Below are 25,650 nucleotides of genomic sequence, written 5' to 3' on the forward strand. Positions count from 1 at the left end.
ACCTTTCTTGCCCGGCGGCGCTTCGCTTGCACGGGCCTACAAACGGCTCTGAATCGTAGGCCGGGTAAGCGCAGCGCCACCCGGCTTGTTTTTTTAACCCAGCAGCGCACGCTCTTCGGCAGTTAACGCCAGCGCCTGCGTTGATCCCGTCTCCGACGACTTCACCGCCGCTTCCAGCACGGCCATGACCGCCAGTGCCTCAACAGGGTGGACAGGATTGGTGATTTTCCCGAGCAGCGCATCACGTACGTTGACGTAATACTGGCGCTGATCGCCTTTCGGGGTTGGGATCGTCTGCGGTGCGCCGTCGGCCCCAAAGAACACCATGCTGTCGCCGTCTTCGCCCCAGGTTTCACTGCCGGGGATCACTCCTGCGAGCAGCTGCGCTTCCTGCTGGTCGATTCTGGCTTTCACCACGCTGCCCTTGTCCCCGTGGACGGTAAAGCGCGCCGTACCGCCAGCAACCAGCATGCTGGCGTGCAGAATGACCTTATGCTCCGGGTAGTTTAAGACCACGTGCGCCCAGTCGTTAATTTCTGCGCCGTCGCGCAGCGTCGCGATATTCCCCTGAACCGACTCCGGCAGGCCAAAGAGCTGAAGCGTCTGGTCAATCAGGTGAGGGCCCAGATCAAACCACAGACCGCTCCCGGGGACATTCTGCTCGCGCCAGCGCACGCGCACTTCCGGGCGGAAGCGGTCGATGTGCGATTCCAGGTGTTTAACCTTGCCGAGCGTGCCTTGTTCAATAATCTGCTTAATGCCGAGGAAATCGCTGTCCCAGCGGCGGTTGTGGAAGACGGAGAGCAGCAGCTGCTTTTCATCCGCCAGCGCAATCAGGTCGCGGGCTTCCTGCATGTCGAGGGTAAAAGGCTTGTCCACGACCACGTGTTTCCCCGCGTTCAGGGCCAGCGTCGCCAGCGGGGCGTGCGTGGCGTTGGGGGAGGCAATCACCACCAGATCGATATCAGGATGCTGAATGGCCTCTTCCGGTGTCGCTACCACCTGTACGTCCGGCAGATCGCGTTTAACCTTCTCTTCATCACGAGAAGAGACCACGGCCAGCTTAATCCCGTCCACCGACTGGATCAGCGGGGCATGGAAGGTTTTACCGACAAATCCATACCCGATCAGCGCAATGTTGATTGTTTGAACTTTACTCATGACCTTCTCCACGTTAATTGGCGCACACCGTAACCTGCAGTGCGCTATAGTCCCCAAGCTCAGGCCAGGGACGATCTAAAAAGAGTTGTTGAATGCTGGATAACCCGGAAACCAGATACGGCTCGCAGCGGTTAATTTTCAGATGGTCGGCGACAATCCAGTGCGCATGGCTTGCGTCCAGCATCGCGCGTTTCACCTCGGCATCCGCTTCTTTACCGGCGCTCAAACCGAGTTCGGCATGAATGGCGCACGCCCCAAGAATGGCGATATCTGCCCGATACCGGGACAGCAAGGACAGCGTGGCGCTGCCGGCAAACAGTCGCTGCTTGTGGTCCCATTTCCCGCCGAGCAGGATCAGCTCAACGTCTTCCCGGTCGCTAAAATGCTGGGCGATATCCAGCGAGGGGGTAATAACGGTGAGCGGCCCCTGAAGAAAGGTGGCGACGGCCATCACCGTGCTTCCGGCATCCAGAAACAGGGTGGAGCCCGGTGGAACCTGCTGTGCGACCTGTTTACCCAGGCGCTGTTTGGTCTCCGGCAGCAGCGTATTGCGGCCCTGACGGTTCATGGCGGAGAGGTTGAGCGCGATGGCGCCGCCGTGGTTCTTCTGCGCAAGGCCCTGGTTTTCCAGGTCGGTCAGATCCCGACGAATGGTATCCGCCGAAACCTGCAGCTTTTCAGCCAGGTCGGTGATGCTGGCCTGGCCTTGCTCGCTGAGGATATCCAGGACGTAGCGTTGACGAGCGGTTTTGTGCATGGGGTACATTCCTGCAAAATGTCGCAATAGTTTGCATAATACAGCATTTTGACGCAGAGAGAAGGGGAATGTCCTCAGGACGATGTGCGGCGGCGTGATAATTCAGATAGGTGATTATTAAAATTTTATTAAGCAGGTATAAGGAAGCCGTTTTGAATGTTAATCACAATGTTATTGTTATGTTTTATTTAACGATTTGGGTTATGTAACCAGCGCATCGCCATTGGGTGGTGTTAAATGCTGTTTAATGGAAATTATGCAGTGTTTAATTGCTTTAATTAGTTTTTTAAAAGTTTTTAATTTTAAATATATCCCTTTGGCTACGTAAACTGACACTTCTTTGAAAATCTTTGTGTCTGACTCGCGCTGAAATTAACGCAAAAATGTGCACGGAGGGAATTAAGAATTTTCCTTAGATAACAGAGAGTTTATATGTTTCATCTGAAAGGATACTTTTAGAGTTTTGTCCAGAAACCCCATATTTTTTCTTGCTTGTAACACCACATTAACATTGTGGCTGTAGTGGGCTATAACACATTTTGTTATGCTGCTAACCAGTTTAAGAAATAAGTAAATTCTTAATTGAAATAAGATGCGGGCAGATCTCATCTCCGATGGAAATGGGTATGGGGAGTATTACCTGAAATTCAGCAAGGTAGCTAAATAAGATATTTGTCTAATTATCTGTACCTCTTTTTGGGTATTTGCTTGAGTATCACTCAGAGTCAGGGAGATAACATGACGATATTACGAAAGCCTATGTTACGCCGATTTACAGCAGCACTGGCATTCATTTCATTAGCCATAAATATGGCTTTCGCCAATAGTAATCAGGTGGGTATTGCCCCGGTGGCAACCACAACCTTAAAAGAAAGTATTCTTTTTGCGATCGATCGCGATCCGTCAATTAGCCAGCAGGCCGCGCAATTAGGTATTGGCCAGGCACAAATAGATGAAGCGCGCAGCGGCTGGATGCCGCAAATATCGTTGAACGGAAGTACGGGGCACAGCCAGACCACCGATTCCAGCGGGTCGCTGAAGAATTCAGCCGCCTGGGGGCTGAGCCTGACGCAGCTGCTGTACGATTTTGGCAAGACCAATAACAGCATCAGCCAGTCCTCCGCCCAGCGCGATAGCTACCGCTATCAGCTGATGGGCACGCTTTCGGACGTGGCGGAAAAAACGGCGCTGAGCTACGTCGAGGTCAAACGCTATTCCGATCTGCTGCAGGCGGCAATAGATAACGTGCAGGCGCTCAAGAACGTCGAGCAGCTGGCAAAGCTTCGCGCAGACGCGGGCGTGAGTTCGACCTCCGATGAGCTTCAGACCCGCACGCGCATTGCCGGCATGCAGGCGACGGTCGCGCAGTATCGCGCCGCCTTAAACAGCGCGCGCGCCAGGCTTGCGGTATTAACCGGCATGCAGGCAGAGGCCTATTCGCCGGTGCCCGCGAATCTTGCCGTGGAGCCGGACTCGCTCAACCGCATCGATTATTCCCTGATACCGGCGGTGATGGCCGCGCAGAACATGGAACGCTCGGCTCAGTATGGCGTGGAAACGGCGAAGTCCCAGCACTGGCCTACGCTAAGCCTGAAGGGGGGGCGCACCCGTTATGAATCGGACAACCGTTCCTACTGGGACGACCAGATACAGCTCAATATCGACGCGCCGCTGTATCAGGGGGGCGCGGTTTCCGCGCGCGTTCGACAGGCGGAAGGCGCACGGGCCATGGCCTCCTCTCAGGTCGATCAGGCGCGTTTCGATGTCCTGCAAAAGGCCTCCGTCGCGCAGGCTGACTGGACCGGCGCGCGGGGACGAATGGAGGCGGGGAAGCAACAGCTGGAAAATGCGCTGCGGGCCCGCGATGTTTATAAAAATGAATACACCCTGAGCAAGCGGAGCATTAACGATCTGCTCAGCGTTGAGCAGGATGTCTGGCAGGCCACCTCAGCGAAAATAATCGCCGAGTATGACGGCTGGAGTTCGGCAATTAATTATGCTTCCGCGGTTGATAATTTAATGCCGCTTATTGGAATAGAGAAAAACGCTGCCGCAAAATTACCCGACTTGAGTTAATAAAAGACGCGCAGTGTTGCGCAAAGTAAGACTGAAAATAATGGGTGTTTTTTCCCAGGGATAGCTACATCCGTCTGGTGGACATATCCACAGGAATCCGTACACCTGCAAGGAGAAGAATATGAGTAACATGAAAGTTGTTGATGTCATCATTCGCAAAACGGCGGAGAAAACGAAATTAACCGGCGAAGGAAATCTGTCGGTCTCTATTTCATCGCCGAGCGTGATTGAAATCCAGGGCTCTGCTCAGGATGTGGCGCGTTATGTCCGCCAGGGTAAAGATCTCCTCATTTATATGAAAGATGGCAGCGTTATTCGCTGCAATAACTATTTTGTCGAAGATCCAGAAACGCATAATCAGTCAGAGCTGGTGTTCAACGACCGTCAGGAACTGACGCATATTTCTTTTGCCGATGCCGGGGAAGCGTCAGGCGTTGCGGTGACCGAGTTAACCGCGCAGGCCACACCGATTAGCAGCATTCAACCTTTCCTCGAGCAGGAAAGTGTTTTAAGCGACGCGCCGTGGGGCTGGATTGCGGGAGCGGCGTTAGGCGGCGGTGCCATCGGGGCACTGCTGGCAAACGGCGGTGACGGCGAAACTAAAACAAAAGTCATTGATAATACGAAAGAAGTTGAAAGCGCGACGCCGACCTTCTTGCTGTCGGATAAAGCGGGTGACAAGCAGGGCGTGCTGAGCGCAAACGAGATCACGGACGACAGCAACCCAACTTTTAGCGGCACCGGTCAGCCGGGCGCGACCATCCAGATCAAAGACAGCAGCGGCAGCACCATTGCCAGCGCCATGGTCGGTAAAGACGGCACCTGGACGGTAATATTACCGACCCAGACGGACGGGGAACACACCTGGTCCGTCGTGCAGATCGACGGCAGTAAAACCACCTCTGCGGGCAGTATCACCGTGACGGTCTCTACCGCCGACGCCGCCATTACGCTGGCCACCACGGCGGGCGATAACGTGCTGAACGCCAGCGAGCAATCCGCGGGCTTTACGCTTTCCGGTGCCAGCAAAAACCTGGCGCAGGGTACCGCACTCACCGTGACGCTGAACGGCAAAACCTACGCGACTGAAGTCGGGGCAGACGGCGGGTGGAGTGTTAACGTGCCTGCAGCGGACGCGCAGGCGCTGGGCGACGGTACCTGGACGGTTAGCGTGAGCGGTAAAGACGCGGCGGGTAACACCGTCAGCGGAAGCCAGACGATTGGGGTGGATACCACCGCGCCAACCCTTTCTGTCGATACCCTCGCGCAGGACAACATCATTAATGCGGCTGAGCACAATCAGCCGCTGACCCTGACCGGTAAAACGAATGCGGAAGCCGGTCAGATCGTCACGGTCACGCTGAACGGTAAAAACTATAACGCCACGGTGGGCAGTGACGGCACCTGGTCCGTCACGCTTGATGTGAACGACGTGCAGGCGCTGAGTGAGGGTAATCACACCCTGACGGTTAACGTTAGCGACAAAGCGGGCAACGGCTCGTCCGTGACGGCAGATTTCACGGTGGATACCGCCGCGCCGATCGTCACCATCCATACCGTGGCGGGCGACGATATCCTCAATATCAGCGAGCAGGGCCAGGCGCACATTATTTCCGGCCTGGCGAGCGGTGCCGCCGCGGGCGATGTGGTCACCGTGACGCTTGGCGGCCAGACATTCACCGGCGTGGTGCTGGCGGACGGCAGCTGGAGCGTGGGCGTTCCGGCGTCCGTGCTGGGCGCGCTGGGTGAAGGCAACCACACGCTTTCGGTTTCCGTCACTGACGCGGCAGGCAACACCGGCAGCGCCACGCACGGCATTACGCTGAGCGGACACCCGCCGGAATTTACGATTGACGCCATCAGCCAGGATAACGTCCTGAATGCCCAGGAGGCGATGCAGCCGCTGAGCCTGACCGGCACCAGCAACCTGCCGGACGGCTCCACCGTCACCGTGACGCTGAACAACGTCAGCTATCAGGCCACCGTCGAAAACGGTATCTGGGCTGTCCAGGTGCCGGTTTCCGACGTCCTGAATCTGGCGAACACGCTTTATACCGTCAGCGTCAGCGGGACCGACAGCGTGGGTAACAGCGGTTCTGCCGAGGCGAATCTGCTGGTGGATACCGTTCTTCCGCAGGTCATTATCAATACGTTTGCGGGCGACAACCTGGTCAATAACGCCGAAGCGGGCGTCGATCAAACCCTCAGCGGTCGCGTTACCGGCGCGGCGGCGGGCGATACCGTCTCCATCACCGCAGGCGGCAAGAGCTACACCGCAACGGTTGGCAGCGACCTGACCTGGAGCGTGAAAATCCCGTCAGCGGATCTTCAGGCGTTCGGCGACGGGGATTTGACCTTCACCGCGTCCGTCACCAACGGGCACGGCAATACCGGCACCGGCGAGCGTGATATCAATATCAACGCGGAGCTGCCGGGCCTGCGGGTGAACACCATTTCCGGCGATGACGTGATCAACGCCATCGAACAGCAGCAGGATCTGAGCGTCACCGGCTCCAGCACTCATCTGGCCGCGGGCACGCAGATTGTTGTCACCATCAACAATGTGGAGTACGTCACCGCAGTTAACGCCAGCGGCAGCTGGCAGATCGGCGTTCCGGCGGCGGACCTGCAGGCCTGGACGGCGGGCGGCATGACGGTGAGCGTCAGCGCGGTAGATGCCTGGGGCAATCCCGTTGCGGCTGAACACCCGATTGAACTCGATCTGAACGCCGTGGCGGTCACCATTGATACCGTCTCCGGCGATGACCTGCTGAATGCGGCAGAAAAAGGCGGTGATTTAACCCTTTCCGGCCAGACGCAGGGCGTGGAGGCGGGGCAGACCGTGGTGGTGAAATTCGCCGACCAGACCTTCACCGCGCAGGTGCAGCAGGATGGCTCCTGGAGCCTGACCGTACCCGCCAGCGCCATGGAAACCCTGATCGACGGGCGCGCGCAGGTGAGCGTCAGCGTCACTAACGTCAGCGGCAACAGCGCGGACGCCGCGCGCGTGGTCACGGTGTATACGCAGCCTCCGGCGATTACGCTCGATAACCTGACCGCCGACAACATCATCAATGCCGCTGAAGCGCAGCAGGATTTACTGTTAAGCGGCAGCAGCAGTGCGGAACCTGGCCAGACGGTCACCGTGACGCTGAACGGCAAAACGTATCAGACCACGGTTCAGGCGGACGGTACGTGGCAGCTGAGCGTGCCTGCGGCTGACGTGGGTGACCTTAACGACGGCATTGTGACCGTGACGGCCACCGTGAGCGACGTGGCGGGCAACGCCAGCAGCGCCGATCGCGTGGGTCTGGTGGACGCAACCGTACCGCAGGTGACCATCAACGACTTTGTCACCGACACCAACACCGTTAACCAGCTCGCCCATTCACAGGCGCAGATCCTGAGCGGCTCCGTCACCGGTGCGGCAGCGGGCGACCTGGTCACCATCACCATTAACAGCGTTGATTACACCACCGTGGTGGATGCGGCGGGGAACTGGAGCCTTGGCCTGCCGGCGTCCGTCGTGCAGGGGCTGACTGACGGCACCTGGACAATCGACGTCTCCGTGACCGACCGATCCGGCAACACCGGAAGCAGTTCGCTCGATGTGGTGGTGAATACCGTGACGCCTGTCATCGGTATCAACACGCTGGCGGCGGACGACGTGATCAACGCGACCGAGAAGGGCGAAGATCTGCTTCTCTCCGGCACCAGCAACCAGCCGGAAGGCACGACCATTACGGTGACCCTGAACGGCATTCAGTACACCGCCACCGCTGACGCCAGCGGTAACTGGAGCGTGACCGTACCGGCCTCCGCCGTAAGCGCGCTGGGAGAAGCCCATTACACCGTGACGGCGAGCGTTACGGATAGCGCAGGCAACAGCGCCTCAACCTCGCACGACGTGCTGGTGGACAGCTCCCTGCCGGTGGTAACGATCGACACGCTGGCGGGCGACAATATCGTTAACGCAGCGGAAGTGGCGGCAGGGCAAACCCTGACCGGTAAGGTGACGAACGCGGCTTCAGGTGACACTGTCACCATTATCCTTGGCGGCCAGACGTACACCGCTACCGTGCAGGACGATCTGACCTGGAGCCTGCCGTTAAGCGAGAGCCAGTTAACCGCGCTCGGTAACGGCGACCTCACCGTATCCGCCAGCGTGACCAACGCGCACGGCAATACCGGCTCTTCTTCTCGCGACTTCACCATCGACGCCCAGCTCCCGGGACTGCGTATTGATACCGTGGCGGGTGACGACGTAATTAACGTGATTGAACACGCTCAGAACCTGATTGTATCCGGTACCAGCACCGATCTGGCGGCGGGCAGCACCGTGACCGTGACCATCAACGGCAAAGATTATTCCGCAACGGTACTGGCGGACTGCACCTGGCAGGCGGCGGTACCGGCGGCCGATGTCTCCCAGTGGGCGGACGGTTCGCTGGATATCAAGGCAAGCGCGCAGGATGCTTCCGGCAACCCGGTGACTATCGGCACCGTTGTGGACGTCGATCTCGCGCCTGTCGCCATCACCATCAGCAGCGTGACCGACGATAACGTGCTCAACGCGGCGGAAAAAGGCCAGGATCTGCTGCTTTCCGGCACCACCTCCAGCGTGGAAGCGGGCCAGACCGTGACTATTACCTTTGCGGGTAAAACCTATACCACGACGGTGGATGCTAACGGCGACTGGACCTGGACCGTTCCGGCAGCCGATTTGAGCGGCCTGAAAGACGGTGGCGCCAGCGTGCAGGTAACCGTCACCAGCGTGAACGGCAACGCGGCGTCTTCGGCGCAGGAGTTCAGCGTCGATACCACCGCGCCGACGGTGACCATCAACACCATCAGCCATGACAATATGCTGAACGCGGCGGAGGCGGCGCAGGATCTGACCCTGAGCGGCACCTCTACTGCCGAAGCAGGCCAGACGGTCACCGTGACCTTCAACGGTAATCAGTACACCGCGCAGGTGCAGGCGGACGGCAGCTGGACGCTCGACGTTCCGGCTGCGGATATGGCAGGCATCGCCGACGGCAGCGCGGCGGTCACGGCGACCGTGTCCGATAAGGCAGGCAACCCGGCCAGCGCGGGCTCCTCGGTGCTGGTCGACACCACCGTACCGCAGATTTCGTTCAACATCGTCGCGGGCGACGACGTCGTGAATATTGCCGAGCACGGCCAGGCGCTGATTGTCTCCGGTAAGGTCACGGGCGCGCAGGCGGGTGACGTGATTACCGTGACCCTGAACGGCAAAGACTACACCGCCATGCTGGACGCGTCCGGCAGCTGGAGCGTGGGCGTTCCGGCGGCGGACGTGGGCGCGCTGGTTAACGGCGAACAGACGATCTCCGCGACACTCACCGATAAAGCCGGTAACAGCACCACCGCTACGCACGAGTTTGACGTTTCCCTGACCGCGCCGGTGGTTGCCATCAATACCCTGGCGGCTGACGACGTGATCAACGCGACCGAGAAAGGCCAGGATCTGCTGGTGTCCGGCACCAGCAACCAGCCGGACGGAACCACCATTACGGTGACCCTGAACGGTATCAGCTATACGGCCACCACCGACGCCAGCGGCAGCTGGAGCATCACCGTTCCGGCGGCAAACGTCTCCGCGCTGGGCGAAGCGAGCTACGTGGTGACGGCGAGCGTAACCGACGCGGCGGGCAACAGCGCGAGCACCGGCCACAGCGTGCTCGTCGACAGCGCGCTGCCGCAGGTCACCATCAACCCTGTCGCCACGGACGATGTCATTAACGCAGCGGAAGTGGCTGCCGGGCAGACCCTGAGCGGCAAAGTGAGCGGCGCGGCGAGCGGTGACACTGTCACGATTTCAATTGGCGGCAATACGTACACCGCGATGGTTCAGGACGATCTGAGCTGGTCGGTCAACGTGCCGTCCACGGTCTTAACCGCCATCGGTAACGGCGATCTGACCGTGTCAGCCAGCGTCACCAACGGCCACGGCAACACCGGAACCGGCGAGCGCGAAATCGTTATAGATGCTAACCTGCCTGGCCTGCGCGTGGATACCGTGGCGGGCGACGATGTCATCAACAGCATTGAGCACGCTCAAAACCTGATTATCACCGGCTCCAGCGAAGGCCTGGCAACGGGCGCGGCGTTAACGGTGACCGTCAACGGCAAAACCTACGCCGCAACCGTGCTTGCAGACGGCACCTGGACGGCGGCCATTCCGGCAGCTGACGTCAGCGCGCTGAATGCGGGCACGATTGCCGTGACCGTGGAAGGCCAGAGCGCGGCGGGCAATCCGGTTTCCATCAGCCACGACGTGAAGGTGGATCTGGCGGCAGTCGCCATCAGCATTAACCCGATTGCCTCGGACGACGTAATCAACGCGGCTGAGAAAGGCGCGGACCTGGTGCTGTCTGGCTCGACCTCCAACGTGGAAGAAAACCAGACCGTCACCATTACCTTCGGCGGCAAGTCGTACACCGCGACGGTCGATGCCGACGGCAACTGGACGGCGACCGTACCGTCCGCTGATTTGGGCAGCCTGAAAGACGGCGATGCCAGCGTGCAGGTGAGCGTCACCAACGTTAACGGCAACAGCGCGTCGGCAGGCCGCGAGTACAGCGTGGACGCCACCGCGCCGACGGTGTCTATCGAGATCGTCAGCGACAACAACATCATCAATGCGGCCGAAGCGCAGCAGGATCTGGTCGTTAACGGCGTAACCAACGCCGAAGCGGGCCAGACCGTCACCGTGACGCTGAACGGCGTGGACTACACCACCACCGTGCAGGCAAACGGCAGCTGGAGCGTGACCGTGCCGTCCGCGGATCTGAGCGGTATTACCGACGGCAACTACACCATCAGCGCCGCCGTGTCTGATAAGGCGGGCAACCCGGCCTCAGCGGATCGCGACGTGCTGGTCGATACCACCGTCCCGCAGCTGACCATCCACACCGTTTCCGACGACGACGTGATCAACAGCGCCGAGCATGCGCAGGCACTGATTGTCACGGGTTCTGTGACCGGTGCGGCGGCCGGTGATGTGGTCACCGTCACCCTCAACGGCAAATCGTACACCGCCACCCTGGATGCCTCAGGCAACTGGAGCGTGGGCGTGCCTGCGGCAGACGTAACCGCGCTGGCCGCCGGGGATCACACTATTACCGCGGCGCTGACCGATAAAGCGGGCAACAGCAACAGCGCCACGCACGGCGTAGAGGTGAACCTGACCGCGCCGGTGCTGACCATTGACACCGTTTCCGGTGACGATGCGATCAACAACGCCGAGAAAACTCAGGATCTGACGATCTCCGGTACGGCTTCCGGCCTGGCGGCAGGCGCGGTGGTGACCGTGATGCTGAACGGCAAAGCGTACAGCGCGCAGGTGGACGATAACGGAAAATGGACGACTACCGTTCCGGCGAACGAGGTCGGTCAGCTGGGCGAGGCGCTTTATACCGTCACCGCCTCAGCAACGGACAGCGTCGGCAACAATACCAGCGCGTCGCACACCGTGAACGTGGAATCCGTTCTGCCGGGCGTGATCGTCAACACCATTGCAGGTGACGACGTCATTAACGCGGCGGAGCTGGCAGCCGGGCAGACCATCAGCGGTAAGGTGGTGAATGCCGAAGCGGGCAACACCGTTACCGTGACGATTGGCGGCAACAGCTACACCGCAACGGTGCAGAGCGATCTCACCTGGTCCGTTAACGTGCCGGAATCCGTGCTGACCGCGCTGGGCAACGGTGATTTAACGGTGTCGGCCAGCGTCACGAACGGCGTGGGCAATAGCGGAACGGGCGAGCGCGAAATCGTGATAGACGCTAACCTGCCGGGCCTGCGCGTGGATACCGTGGCGGGTGACGACGTGATCAACAGCATCGAACACGGGCAGAATCTGATTATCACCGGCTCCAGCGACGGGCTGGCGGCTGGCGCGGCGCTGACCGTGACCGTCAACGGCAAAACCTATCCGGCGACCGTGCTGGCGGACGGCACCTGGAGCGCGGCGATCCCGGCGGCGGACGTGGGTGCGCTGGCCGAAGGCACGGTTACCGTGACCGTATCGGGCCAGAGCAGCGCCGGTAACCCGGTCTCCATCAGCCACGATGTGACGGTGGATCTGGCGAGCGTTGCCATTAGCATTGATGCCATCGCCACTGACGACGTGATTAACGCGGCCGAGAAGGGCGCGGATCTGGTGCTCTCCGGCACCACCTCGAACGTGGAAGCAAACCAGACCGTTACCATTACCTTTGGCGGCAAGAACTACACCGCCACGGTGGACGCCGACGGCAAATGGACAGCTACCGTGCCGTCTGCGGATCTGGCGGGCCTGAAAGACGGCGACGCCAGCGTGCAGGTGAGCGTCACCAACGTCAACGGCAACAGCGCCTCGGCGGGCCGCGAGTACAGCGTGGATGCGACCGCGCCGTCCGTGACCATTAATACCCTGGCGACCGACGATATTCTGAACGCCGCTGAAGCGCAGTCCGATCTGACCGTATCCGGCACCACCACCGCCGAAGCGGGCCAGACCGTGACCGTATCGCTGAACGGCAAAGACTACACCACAACCGTCAGCGCAGACGGCAGCTGGACGCTGAACGTCCCGGCGGCGGATCTGGCTGGATTAACCGACGGCAGCGTGACCGTCACCGCATCGGTCAGCGATAAAGCGGGTAACCCGGCGTCCGTGGATCACAACCTGACGGTAGATATCACCGCGCCTGCGGTGACCATCAATACCGTTGCGGGCGACGATGTTATTAACCTCGCAGAACACGGCCAGGCGCAAATCATCAGCGGCACCGCCACCGGCGCGGCAGCGGGCGATAAGGTGACCGTCACCATCGGCGGCCAGACCTACACCACCGTGCTGGACGCGGCGGGGAATTGGAGCGTGGGCGTACCGGCCAGCGTGATTTCCGGCCTCAGCGACGGCACCGTAACCGTAACGGCGTCAGTCACCGACGCGGCGGGCAACACCGGCACCGGCACGCATAACGTGACCGTCGATACCGGTCTGCCATCGGTGGCCTTCAACGCCATCAGCGATGACAACGTACTGAACGCCGTTGAAAAAGGTCAGGATCTGAGCGTCAGCGGCACCAGCGCCAACCTCGCGGAAGGCACCGTGGTGACCGTGACCCTCAACGGCAAAAACTATACGGCGACGACCGCGGCAGACGGCACCTGGAGCCTGACCGTTCCGGCAGCGGATCTGGCCGGTCTGGGTCAGGCCAACTATACCCTGAACGCGACCGCCACCAACGGCGTGGGCAACAGCGTGAGCAACACCGCGAACTTGCTGGTCGATACCGCGCTGCCGACCGTAACCATCAACACCGTGGCGGGCGACAACGTCATCAACGCGGCGGAAGTGGCGGCAGGCCAGACCCTGAGCGGTACCGTGGCGAATGCCGAAGCGGGCAACACGGTAACCGTGACTATCGGCGGCAACAGCTACACCGCAACGGTGCAGAACGACCTCACCTGGTCCGTGAACGTGCCGTCTGACGTGCTGACCGCGCTGGGCAACGGCAGCCTGAGCGTAACGGCGACCGTCACCAACGGCCACGGCAACACCGGCACCGGCGAGCGCGAAATCGCTATCGACGCTAACCTGCCGGGCCTGCGCGTCGACACCGTCGCGGGTGATGACGTGATCAACACCATCGAACACGCGCAGAACCTGATCGTCACCGGCTCCAGCGACGGGCTGGCGGCAGGCACGGCGCTGACCGTCACCGTCAACGGTAAAACCTATGCGGCGACCGTACTGGCGGACGGCACCTGGAGCGCGGCGATCCCGTCCACCGACGTGAGCGCGTGGCCGCAAGGCACCGTCAAAATCAGCGTGACCGGCGACAGCTCTGCGGGCAACCCGATTACCATCAGCCACGACGTGACGGTAGATCTGGCGACCGTTGCCATCAGCATCAACGCCATCGCCACCGACGACGTAATTAACGCGGCAGAGAAGGGCGCGGATCTGGTGCTGTCCGGTGCGACCACCAACGTGGACGCCGGGCAGACCGTGACCATCAGCCTGAACGGCAAAATCTATAGCGCGACAGTAGACGACAGCGGTAACTGGACCTACACCGTACCCTCTGCGGATCTGGCACACCTTAAGGACGGTGACGCCAGCGTGCAGGTGAGCGTCACCAACGTGAACGGCAACAGCGCTTCGGCAGGCCGCGAGTACAGCGTGGATGCGACCGCGCCGTCCGTGACCATTCATACCCTGGCGGCTGACGATATTCTGAATGCCGCAGAAGCGCAGTCCGATCTGACCGTATCCGGTACCACCAGCGCCGAAGCGGGCCAGACCGTGACCGTGACGCTGAATGGCAAAGACTACACCACAACCGCAGGCGCGGACGGCAGCTGGACGCTGAACGTTCCGGCGGCGGATCTGGCATCGCTCGGCGACGGCAGCGTCACCGTGACGGCGAGCGTCAGCGACAAGGCGGGCAACCCGGCGTCGGCGGATCGCAATCTGACGGTGGACGTGACCGTGCCTGCGGTGACCATCAACACCGTGGCGGGCGATGACGTCATTAACCTCGCAGAACACAGCCAGGCGCACATCATCAGCGGCACCGCCACCGGCGCGGCAGCGGGCGATAAGGTCACCGTCACGATTGGCGGCCAGACTTACACCACCGTGCTGGACGCGGCGGGGAACTGGAGCGTGGGCGTACCGGCCAGCGTGATTTCCGGCCTCAGCGACGGCACCGTGACCGTCACTGCGTCAGTCACCGACGCGGCGGGCAACACCGGCACCGGCAGCCATAACGTGACCGTCGATACCGGCCTGCCGTCCGTGGCGTTCAACGCCATCAGCGGCGACAACGTGCTGAACGCGGTGGAGAAAGGTCAGGACCTGAGCGTCAGCGGCACCAGCGCCAACCTCGCGGAAGGCACCGTGGTGACCGTAACCCTCAACGGCAAAAACTACGCGGCCACGACGGCGGCGGACGGCACCTGGAGCCTGACCGTTCCGGCAGCGGATCTGGCGGGTCTGGGCGAAGCGAATTACACCCTGAGCGCGACTGCAACCAACGGCGTGGGCAACAGCGTCAGTAATACGGCGACCCTGCTGGTGGACACCGCGCTGCCGACCGTCACCATCAATACCGTGGCGGGCGATAACGTCATCAACGCGGCGGAAGTGGCCGCGGGTCAGACCATCAGCGGTAAGGTAGCGAACGCGGAAGCGGGCAATACTGTCACCGTCACCATTGGCGGCAACAGCTACACCGCAACGGTGCAGAGCGATCTGACCTGGTCCGTGAACGTGCCGGAATCCGTCCTGACGGCGCTGGGCAACGGTGACCTGACGGTGTCAGCATCCGTCACCAACGGCCACGGCAATACCGGCGCGGGCGAGCGCGATATCACTATCGACGCCAGCCTGCCGGGTCTGCGCATTGATACCGTGGCGGGCGACGATGTGATCAACAGCATCGAGCACGGGCAGAACCTGATCGTTACCGGCTCCAGCGACGGGCTGGCGGCAGGCACCACGCTCACCGTGACCGTCAACGGCAAAACCTATGCGGCCTCCGTGCTGGCAGACGGCACATGGAGCGCGGCGATCCCGGCGGCGGACGTTAGCGCGCTGAATGCGGGCACGGTCACCGTGACCGTTGCAGGCCAGAGCGCGGCGGGCAACCCGGTGACCATCAGCCATGACGTGACCGTCGATCTGTCAGCGGTGGCTATCAGCATCGATGCGATTGCCACCGACGACGTGATTAACGCGGCGGAGAAAGGCGCGGATCTGGTGCTGTCCGGCAGCACCTCGAACGTGGAGGAAAACCAGACCGTTACCATCACCTTCGGCGGCAAGACGTACACCGCGAAAGTCGATGCCGACGGTAACTGGACGGCCACCGTGCCGTCTGCGGATCTCGCGGGCCTGAAGGACGGTGATGCCAGCGTGCAGGTGAGCGTCACCAACGCGCACGGCAACAGCGCCTCGGCGGGCCGCGAGTACAGCGTGGACGCCACCGCGCCAGCCGTGACCATCGATACGGTCGCAGGCGATAACGTGATTAACGCCAGCGAAGCGTCTGCGGGCGTGGCCATTTCCGGCACCACCACGGCGGAAGTCGGTCAGACGGTCACCGTGACGCTGGGCGGTAAGAGCTATACCACGCAGGTGCAGCAGGGCGGCATCTGGAGCGTGAACGTGCCTGGCTCCGACCTGTCCGCACTGGCGGATAACGGCTACTCCGTGCAGGTCAGCGTGAGCGACGCCGCGGGTAACCCGGGCAGCGCGGGCAAAGCGATTACGCTTGATACCACGCCGCCGACCGTCAGCTTTAACGCCGTCGCGGGCGATAACGTCATCAACAGCGTGGAGCACGGGCAGGCGCAGATCGTCAGCGGCACGGCAACCGGCGCGAGCGTCGGCGATAAGCTGGTCATCACCATCGGTTCGAACCAGTACACCACCACCGTTGACGCCAGCGGTAACTGGAGCGTGGGCGTGCCGGCCAGCGTGATTTCCGCGCTGACCGACGGCACCGTGACCCTCAGCGCGACGATTACCGACAGCGCGGGCAACAGCAGCACCCAGACCCACGACGTGGTCGTGAACACGGCCTCCGTGGCGCTGACCATCAATACCCTCAGCGGCGATGACGTCATCAACGCGGCTGAAGCCGGTTCGGCACTGGTGATTAACGGCTCCAGCGCCCAGTTCGCCAGCGGGACGCAGGTCACCGTGACGCTGAACGGCAAGAGCTATACGGCCACCATCCAGAGCGACGGTAGCTGGACGACCACCGTTCCGGCCGCCGACGTGGGTGCGCTGGCCGATGGCGCGAGCTACCAGGTGTCCGTCTCGGCACAGGACAGCGCGGGCAACAGCGCGTCGGCGACCCACGGCATCAGCGTAGATACCACTGCGCCGGTCGTGAGCATTGCGACGCTGTCGGGTGACGACATGCTGAACGCGCTTGAAGCGCAGCAGCCGCTGACCGTGCGCGGCTCTTCCAGCGCGGAGGCGGGTCAGACCGTCACCGTGACGCTGGGCGGCAAAACCTACACTGCCACCGTCGCGAATGACGGGACGTGGACGCTGGATGTTCCGGCAGCCGATCTGGCCGCGCTGAGCCAGGGCGCGCTGACGGTGACCGCCTCGGTCAACGATAAAGCGGGTAATAACGGCCAGACCACGCACACCTTAACGGTCGATACCGTCGCGCCAACCGTGACCATCAGCACCGTGGCCGATGACGATATCGTCAACAACGCGGAGCAGCTGGCGGGCCAGACCATCAGCGGCACCACCACGGCGGAACAGGGCCAGACGGTGACCGTCTCCTTCAACGGGCACAGCTATCAGGCGACCGTCGGGGCGGACGGTTCGTGGTCGGTCTTCGTGCCGGGCCGTGATTTCCTTGGCCTGAGCGACGGGGATTACACCATCACCGCTTCGGTAAGCGACAGGGCGGGCAACCCGGGCAGCGCGACGCACGACGTGACGCTGAACGGCGATGTCCCAACCATCACCATCAACACCTTTGCGCAGGACGATATCGTCAACGCCGCCGAGCACGGCACGCCGCTGGTCGTCAGCGGCACCACCGACGCCCCGGCGGGCCAGACGGTGACCATCACGCTGAACGGTAAAACCTACACGGCGACCGTCCAGAATGACGGCAGCTGGAGCTATACGGTGGGCAGCGCAGACGTGGCCGCGCTGGCGGACGGCGGTTCGTACGTCATTAACGCGCAGGTCAGCAACACCATCGGCAACAGCGGCAGCGATAACCACACCGTCACCGTGGATCTCACCGCGCCGTCGATGGGCATCAGCATTGATTCGCTGCAAAACGACACCGGCCTGAGCGCGAGTGATTTCATCACCAACGATAGCCAGGTGGTGGTCAACGGCTCGCTGACCGCGCAGCTCGGCAATAACGAGAAGGCGCAGATCAGCCTTGACGGCGGCACCACCTGGATTGACCTGACCGTGACCGGCACCACCTGGCGCTACACCGATGGCCGCACCCTGACGGACGGTACGTATCAGTATCAGGTGCGCGTTATCGATAACGCGGGCAACGTGGGGGCGACGGACAGCCAGGACGTGGTGATCGATCAGACGAAGCCTGCGGCGACGACCATTACGGTGGATTCCATCACCCAGGATACGGGTCTGTCCGGCAGCGACTTTATCACCAGCGACAGCCAGATCAGCCTGAAAGGGACGCTCGGCGCGGCGCTGGGCAGCGGCGACCACGCGCAGATCAGCCTCGACGGCGGCGTTACCTGGACAGACGTCAGCGTCAGCGGCCTGAGCTGGACCTATGTCGATGGCCGCACGCTGGCCGACGGGGATTACAACTACCAGCTGCGCGTGATTGACGACGCGGGCAATATCAGCGCCACCGCCAGCCAGGTGGTGACCATTGATACGGTTGCGCCGGACGCCAGCAAAACCATCGCCATCGACAGCATCAGCGACGATACCGGCCTGAGCGGCAGCGACTTTGTCACTAACGATACGTCCCTGACGCTGCACGGCTCGCTCGGCGCGACGCTGGCCGACGGCGAATATGCCCAGATCAGCATCGACGGCGGCGTCACCTGGCAGAACGTGATTGTCACCGGCAACAGCTGGTACTACGTCGATAGCCGCACGCTGGGTAACCAGACCTATGACTACTACGTTCGCGTGGTGGATGCGGCGGGCAACGTGGGGGCCAGCGCCCATCAGCAGGTGACCGTCGATACGGTCGCCCCGGATGCGGCGATTACGGTGACCGTGGATAACATCACCGTGGATACCGGCTTCGACAATAACGACTTCCTGACCAGTTCGACCTCGTACACGCTGCACGGAACGCTCGGCGCAGAGCTGGGCGCGGGTGAATTCGTGCAGGTGAGCATGGACGGCGGCACGACATGGGTGTACGCCACCGTCAGCGGTACGCAGTGGAGCTACAGCGACACCCGTACCCTGACCGACGGCAGCCATAACTACCAGGTGCGGGTCGTTGACCAGGCGGGGAACGTCGGGGCAACCACCTCGCAGGCGGTGACGGTGGATACGCAGGCGCCGCAGTACGGCATCACCATCGACAGCATCAGCGAAGATACCGGCCAGTCCGGGAGTGATTTCATCACCATGGACACCACGCTGACCATCAACGGTTCGCTGGGCAGCGCGCTGGCAAACGACGAGCGCGTACAGATCAGCCTGGACGGCGGGAACACCTGGTCAGATGCCACGGTCACCAACCAGCGCTGGAGCTACACCGATACCCGCGATCTGGCTGACGGGGACTACACCTACCAGGTGAGGATTATCGACCAGGCGGGCAACGTCGGCTCCACCGCCTCTCAGGTGGTGACGGTGGACACCACGCCGCCAGCCACCCTAGGCACGGTAGTGAGCTATACCGACGGCGAAGGCGAGCGTCAGGGGACCTTTGGCAGCGCGGTGGCAACGGACGATAACTCGCCGCTGATCAACGGTACGCTTAACCGCGCCCCGGACGACGGTGAAATTGTGCAGCTCTACCGTGACGGGGTCCTGCTCGGCCAGGTGACCATGAACGGTAGCGCAAGCTGGTCCTTCCAGGACAACGGCCTGAGCGACGGCAACCACACCTACATTGTGCGCGTCACCGACAGGGCAGGTAACTACACGGAATCGGACGGCTTTGTGCTGAACGTTGATACCAGCATCCCGACCACCACGGCGGCGATTACCGCGCAGACCACGTCGGACACCACGCCGATTGTCAGCGGTACCGTCTCCGCTGATCTGGTGAACGGTGAATACCTGGTGGTAACGGTGAACGGAAAAACCTACACCTCCCAGACCGGCGGTGCGGTGGTGGTCGATCCGGATCACAACACCTGGTATCTGCAGATCCCGGACGGCGATGCGCTGAGCGTGTCGAGCTACAGCGTGACGGCGCAGGTGAAGAGCAGCGCAGGTAATGGCAATACCACCGGTACGGCGACCGGCAGCCTGGTGATTGATACCACCTCGGTGAATACCGACTGGGCAACCACGGCGGGGAACAGCAACAACTCCACCATGACCCTCGGCATGAACAGCAGCGGTCTGTGGAATATCATTGCTAACGGCCAGTCATACTCCAGCAGCGATAGCTCGACCTATGCCGGAAATGCGCTGACCAACACCCGCGGCTATTACGTGGTGAGCCAGACCGCCGCCGACTTTGACCGTAACGGCACGCAGGATATCTTCGCGACGGAAAATACCTACGCCGGGTCAACGCAGGTGATGTGGACCTACGATGGCAGCACCTATAACGCCAGCCAGCTGGCGATGGGCACCACCATCTGGTACGGCGGCGTGATTGCCTACGACAAAACCGGCGATGGCTATCTGGATCTGGCGTACGGCGATGCCGGCATGGACTCACTGACCTACCTGGTGAACAACAACGGCGTTCTGTCGCCGGACGGCACCGGTGGCGAAGGCGGTTTCTACGGCCAGTTCGATTCCGGGCGTGAAATCTCCGGCGTCGACCTGAACAACGACGGCACGGTGGATATCGTTCAGCACACCAACCGCAGCGGCGCGTACTCGTTAACCGTGATCAACAACAACGGTAACGGCACGCTCTCTATCGGTCAGAACCTGACGAACGTGTTTGTGGCAAACGCCTCGAATACCACCACGGCGGCGTCCATGACGTGGGCGGACTTCAACGGCGATGGCTACATGGATCTGTACCTGGGCAGCAGCTACAACAACAACGGCGGGGTGATCTACTACAACGACGGTACCGGGAAGCTCTCTGCCACCAAGAGCGCGGTGGAAGCCTCTAACGCCACGGCGGGGTATCTGTCGGTGGCGGTGGACTGGAACGGTGACGGGCAGATGGACATCATCAAGCTCAGCACCTACGGCGGCTCGCAGACGGCAACGCTGTTTACCAACAACGGCTACGGTTCCACCTGGACCTCCAGCCAGCTGGCTTCCGGCCTGGCGAACGTTACCGGTGTGGCCGCAGTCGACTACAACTGGGACGGCGCGCAGGATCTGCTGGTCTCTCAGCAGAACGGCAAGGTGGTGCTGGTGCAAAACAGCAAAACCATTGCTGACGGCACCGCGATGCACCTGCACATTGTCGACAGCGAGGGCATCAATGCCTACTACGGCAACACGGTTAATCTGTACAACGCCGCGGGCGTGCTGGTGGCCTCGCAGATCATCAACGCCCAGTCCGGTATCGGGTCGAACGATACCTCTGCGCTGGTGAGCTTCTACGGTCTGGATCCGAATGAAACCTATTCGGCCGAAATCCTGAAGATCACCAACGGCGTGTCGGATAACGTCACCTGGAGCGGTCTGGAAGCGGGCAACGGCAAAGAGGGCTACGTCCTGACGGCCGAAGCCGCCACCGGCGGCCACAGCGGGACCATAACCGGGACCGGGTATAACGACACCTTTATCGCAGAGAACGGCACCTATACCTACAACGGCTCCGGCGGCTGGAATACCCATTCCGACTACGACACCTGGAGCAACACCGGCGGGATGGACGTGGTGGATTACCGCAATGCGACCTCCGGCGTGACCGTTGATTTGCGCCTCTCAACCGCGCAGGACACCGGGTTCGGAACGTCACGACTGCTCAACATTGAGGGGATCAACGGCTCGAACTTCGACGACGTCATTACCGGCAACAGCGGTGATAACCAGTTCGAAGGCCGCGGTGGGAACGACACCTTCAACATCGGCAGCGGCGGTCACGATACGTTGCTCTACAAGCTGATCAACGCCTCGGATGCAACGGGCGGTAACGGCCACGACGTGGTGAACGGCTTTACGGTCGGCACCTGGGAAGGGACCGCGGACACGGATCGCATTGACCTACGCGATCTGCTCTCCGGCAGCGGCTATACCGGCACGGGCTCGGCGAGCTACGTGAACGGCGTCGCCACGCTGGACAGCAGCGCGGGCAATATCAGCGATTACATCCGCGTGGTGCAGAACGGCAGCAATACCGAGATCCAGGTTGACCTGGACGGTACCGGCGGTCAGTTCTCGCCAACCACGCTGGTGACCCTGAACGGCGTGCAGACGGATCTGGCGACGCTGCTGGCGAACCATCAGCTGTTAATTGCGTAAAACAACGCCGCGGGGAGCGATCCCCGCGGCCTTTTGCGTTTCTTTACATGAATAGCCATAACCCTATATTTCACATGATTATTTTGCGGGCTCGTTTAGAAAGCGTTCGATTTTTAATCATTCCGTAAAGGTATCATTTCAGTGCGAAATTACCGCTCTGGACAGGACGTAGCATTATGAAGACACATCCACAGTACGAACCCTGGCTGCAGGGCATGCTCATCATCGCGAAACACTACCGGCTGGACTTTTCGGCGGAGCATGTTCGGGTCACGATTAACCATGAAAGCCAGTCTCCGCGCCAGCTGGTGCTGGAGGAGATGGCGCGCCAGCTTGGGCTGGGGATGCGTATGGTGGCGGCTGAATCGGTATCCCTCGATCCGTGGCGCCTGCCGCTGCTGGCGGAATTCACCGGCGGACAAATCGCGGTCATTAACCGCATGGACAGCGAAGGCAACGTCAGCCTGCAGTTTAGCGGCGACGGCGGCCTGGAGACCACGCTGACGCGTGACGAACTCGGGGCGCGGTTAAAGGGGCTGATGGTGTTGCGCCCGCTCGAATCCACGCCGGATGCCCGCGTGGACGACTACATCAAACCCTATGAGAAAAACTGGTTCTGGCAGCTGGCGCTGAAGGACTGGCGACGCTACAGCGACATTATGCTGGTGGCGCTGGTGGCCAACGTGCTGGCGCTCTCCGGCATGGTCTTCTCCATGCAGGTGTACGACAGGGTGGTACCGTCGCAGTCGGAAGCCACGCTGTGGGTCCTGTTTGGCGGCGTGATGATCGCCATCGTGTTCGAATTCATCATGCGCATGCTGCGCGTGCATATTTCTGACGTGGTGGGGAAGCGCGCCGACCTGCGTATCTCTGAACGCGTGTTTGCCCACGCGCTGCGGATTAAAAACGGCGCACGCTCCAAATCAACCGGATCGTTTATTGCGCAGATCCGCGAGCTGGAGTCGGTGCGCGAGCTCATTACCTCGACCACCATTGCGGCGATTTCCGACCTGCCGTTCTTCCTGCTGTTCGTCTTTATTCTGTGGATGATTGGCGGGCCGCTGGTGCTGGTGGTCCTGCTCGCCGTGCCGCTGCTGCTCATCCCCGGCCTGCTGGTGCAGCGCCCGCTGGGGAAACTCTCCAGCGAAGGGATGCGTGAATCCGCCATCCGTAACGCCACCCTGGTGGAAGCGGTGCAGGGCATTGAAGACATCAAGCTGATGCGCGCCGAGCAGCGTTTCCAGCACCAGTGGAATAATACCAACGACGTTGCCGCCAGCGTCGGCATGAAGCAGCGCTGGCTGACGGGTTTACTGCTGACCTGGACTCAGGAGGTGCAGTCCATCGTCTACGCGGTGGTACTGCTGGTGGGCTGTTACCTGGTCATCAGCGGCGACATGACTACCGGTGCGCTGGTGGGAACCTCGATTCTGGCGTCGCGCACCATCGCGCCGCTGTCGCAGATCTCAGGCGTGCTTTCGCGCTGGCAGTCGGCAAAGGTGGCCCGCAAGGGGCTGGACGACCTCATGCAGCGCCCGATTGACGATCCGCAGCACGGCAAGAAGGTGCACAAAGCCCACCTGCGCGGCGACTATGCGCTTGAGGACGTCGGGTTTTATTACGACGAGGAAGAAAAACTCACCGTGCTCAATATCGGCAAGCTGCAGATCCGCGCCGGAGAGCGCGTGGCGGTGCTCGGGCGCAACGGTTCCGGTAAAAGCACGCTGTTACAGCTGCTGGCGGGCATGCAGGAGCCGCAGCAGGGCAGCATCCTGCTCGACGATATTGCCCTCAATCATCTGGACCCGGCCGACCTGCGCCGCGACATGCAGCTGCTCAGCCAGCAGGCCCGGCTGTTCTTTGGCTCCGTGCGGGACAACATCCTGATGGGGAACCCGTTAGCCACCGACGATGAGATTCATCAGGCGCTGGTTAACAGCGGCGCGCTGGAGTTTGTGCGCAAGCAGAAAATGGGGCTGAACTACATCATCAACGAGGGCGGGGCTGGCCTGTCCGGCGGTCAGCGTCAGGCGCTGCTGCTGGCGCGAGCGCTGATTACCTCGCCGACTATTCTGCTGCTGGACGAGCCTACCGCCTGGCTGGACGAAATGAGCGAGAAGCAGTTTATTCAGCATCTTCACAAATGGCTGGGTAAACGCCGGACGCTGGTCGTGGCGACGCATCGCCTGCCGATCCTGGACCTGGTCGACCGCATCATCGTGCTGGAAAACGGCAAGGTGGTGATGGACGGCCCGCGCGATGCGATCCTGCACCAGCACGGCATGGCGCCGCAGAAAGCCGCGCAGCGCACCGTGACCATGAAGCCGGCGGCGGTTGCAGAGGAGGGCGCGGCATGAATGATTTCTCTCGTTTCAATAGCCGACTGAAGGAGCCGCGCCTGCCGCGCTCGTCGCTGGTGGCATGGTCCCTGTTCGCCCTGCTGGCGGTGTTTATCGCCTGGGCAAGCCTGTTCCATCTGGATGAAGTGACGACCGGCAGTGGCAAGGTCATACCGTCTTCGCATGAGCAGGTCATCCAGTCTCTGGAAGGCGGAATCATCCACAGCCTGATGGTGCGCGAAGGCGATATCGTGGAACGCGGGCAGCAGCTCGCGCAGCTTGACCGGACAAAAACCGAGTCGAGCGTGCTGGAGAGCGAGTCTCGCCTGAATGCGGCGCTGGCAACCGCTGCGCGCCTGAAGGCCGAGGTGAACGACACGGAGCTCGCGTTTCCGGAGGAGCTGGATGACGACGTTGAGCTGGTCAAACAGGAAACGGCGCTTTACCAGTCCCGTCGTGAAAGCCTCGAAAAAGGGCTGGCCGGGTTGCGTCAGGGCGCCGAGCTGGTGCAGCGCGAGCTGTCGTTAACTCGTCCTCTGGTGACCCAGGGAGCGGCCAGCAAGGTTGAGGTGTTACGTCTTGAGCGTCAAAAAAACGAGCTTGAGAACAAAATCACCGAGATGAAAAACCAGTATTACGTTCGCGCCCGTGAAGAGTTGGCAAAAGCCAATGCGGAGATTGAGGCCCAGCGTTCGGTGATGAAAGGGCGTGAGGACTCCCTGACCCGGCTGACCTTCAATGCCCCGGTTCGCGGGATCGTGAAGGATATTGACGTCACGACCGTGGGAGGCGTTATCCCGCCGAACGGCAAGCTGATGAGCCTTGTCCCGCTTGACGATCAGATGGTGGTCGAAGCGAAAATCTCGCCGCGCGATGTGGCGTTTATCCATCCCGGCCAGAAAGCGCTGGTGAAAATTACGGCCTATGACTACTCCATTTACGGCGGGCTGGAAGGGGAAGTGACCATGATTTCGCCGGACACCCTGCAGGATGAGGTGAAAAGGGATGTCTACTACTATCGCGTCTATATCCGTACCGACAGTAACCATCTGACCAATAAGCAGGGTCAGGAATTTCCGGTCTTTCCGGGCATGATTGCCACCGTTGATATTAAAACCGGCAGCAAAACCATTCTGGATTATCTGTTGAAACCGCTGAACAAGGCGAAAGAGGCGCTGCGGGAACGATAG

Annotated in this window: 6 protein-coding genes; 4 read left to right on the forward strand and 2 right to left on the reverse strand. The window is 61.2% G+C overall.

Going from position 1 to position 25,650, the window contains the following annotated elements; all coding sequences use genetic code 11:
* Positions 1–93: 93 nt before the first annotated feature.
* On the reverse strand, positions 94–1,161 hold the full coding sequence (locus UR289_RS15185; RefSeq protein ID WP_087822536.1) for an oxidoreductase: 1,068 nt from the start codon (positions 1,159–1,161) through the stop codon (positions 94–96).
* 13 nt (positions 1,162–1,174) lie between these two features.
* A complete protein-coding gene (locus UR289_RS15190) occupies positions 1,175–1,918 on the reverse strand; it encodes a DeoR/GlpR family DNA-binding transcription regulator (RefSeq protein WP_087822537.1) in 744 nt (247 codons plus the stop codon).
* A gap of 738 nt (positions 1,919–2,656) precedes the next feature.
* Here UR289_RS15190 and UR289_RS15195 point away from each other — a divergent pair.
* The 4 genes from UR289_RS15195 (at position 2,657) to UR289_RS15210 (ending at position 25,650) form a co-directional block, all read left to right on the forward strand.
* Complete coding sequence (locus UR289_RS15195; RefSeq protein ID WP_039262548.1) at positions 2,657–3,994, forward strand: TolC family outer membrane protein; 1,338 nt, start codon at positions 2,657–2,659, stop codon at positions 3,992–3,994.
* Positions 3,995–4,115: 121 nt separating this feature from the next.
* Positions 4,116–22,121, forward strand: coding sequence for an Ig-like domain-containing protein (locus UR289_RS15200; protein ID WP_320710764.1), 18,006 nt, complete (start codon positions 4,116–4,118; stop codon positions 22,119–22,121).
* A 176-nt stretch (positions 22,122–22,297) separates the two neighbouring features.
* Positions 22,298–24,478 (forward strand): type I secretion system permease/ATPase, encoded by a 2,181-nt coding sequence (locus UR289_RS15205; RefSeq protein ID WP_320710766.1) that lies wholly within the window; start codon positions 22,298–22,300, stop codon positions 24,476–24,478.
* On the forward strand, positions 24,475–25,650 hold the full coding sequence (locus UR289_RS15210) for an HlyD family type I secretion periplasmic adaptor subunit (RefSeq protein WP_029740549.1): 1,176 nt from the start codon (positions 24,475–24,477) through the stop codon (positions 25,648–25,650). Before UR289_RS15205 ends, UR289_RS15210 begins: the two co-directional genes overlap by 4 nt.

It is taken from the genome of Enterobacter sp. 302C9 (genome assembly GCF_034106085.1).
In the GTDB taxonomy this organism is placed as follows: domain Bacteria; phylum Pseudomonadota; class Gammaproteobacteria; order Enterobacterales; family Enterobacteriaceae; genus Enterobacter; species Enterobacter asburiae_B.

What these genes read in the sequence shown, in the direction of transcription:
- UR289_RS15185 (WP_087822536.1), bottom strand. Translation starts at nt 1,161, where the DNA reads ATGAGTAAAGTTCAAACAATCAACATTGCGCTGATCGGGTATGGATTT.
- UR289_RS15190 (WP_087822537.1), bottom strand. Translation starts at nt 1,918, where the DNA reads ATGCACAAAACCGCTCGTCAACGCTACGTCCTGGATATCCTCAGCGAG.
- UR289_RS15195 (WP_039262548.1), top strand. Translation starts at nt 2,657, where the DNA reads ATGACGATATTACGAAAGCCTATGTTACGCCGATTTACAGCAGCACTG.
- UR289_RS15200 (WP_320710764.1), top strand. Translation starts at nt 4,116, where the DNA reads ATGAGTAACATGAAAGTTGTTGATGTCATCATTCGCAAAACGGCGGAG.
- UR289_RS15205 (WP_320710766.1), top strand. Translation starts at nt 22,298, where the DNA reads ATGAAGACACATCCACAGTACGAACCCTGGCTGCAGGGCATGCTCATC.
- UR289_RS15210 (WP_029740549.1), top strand. Translation starts at nt 24,475, where the DNA reads ATGAATGATTTCTCTCGTTTCAATAGCCGACTGAAGGAGCCGCGCCTG.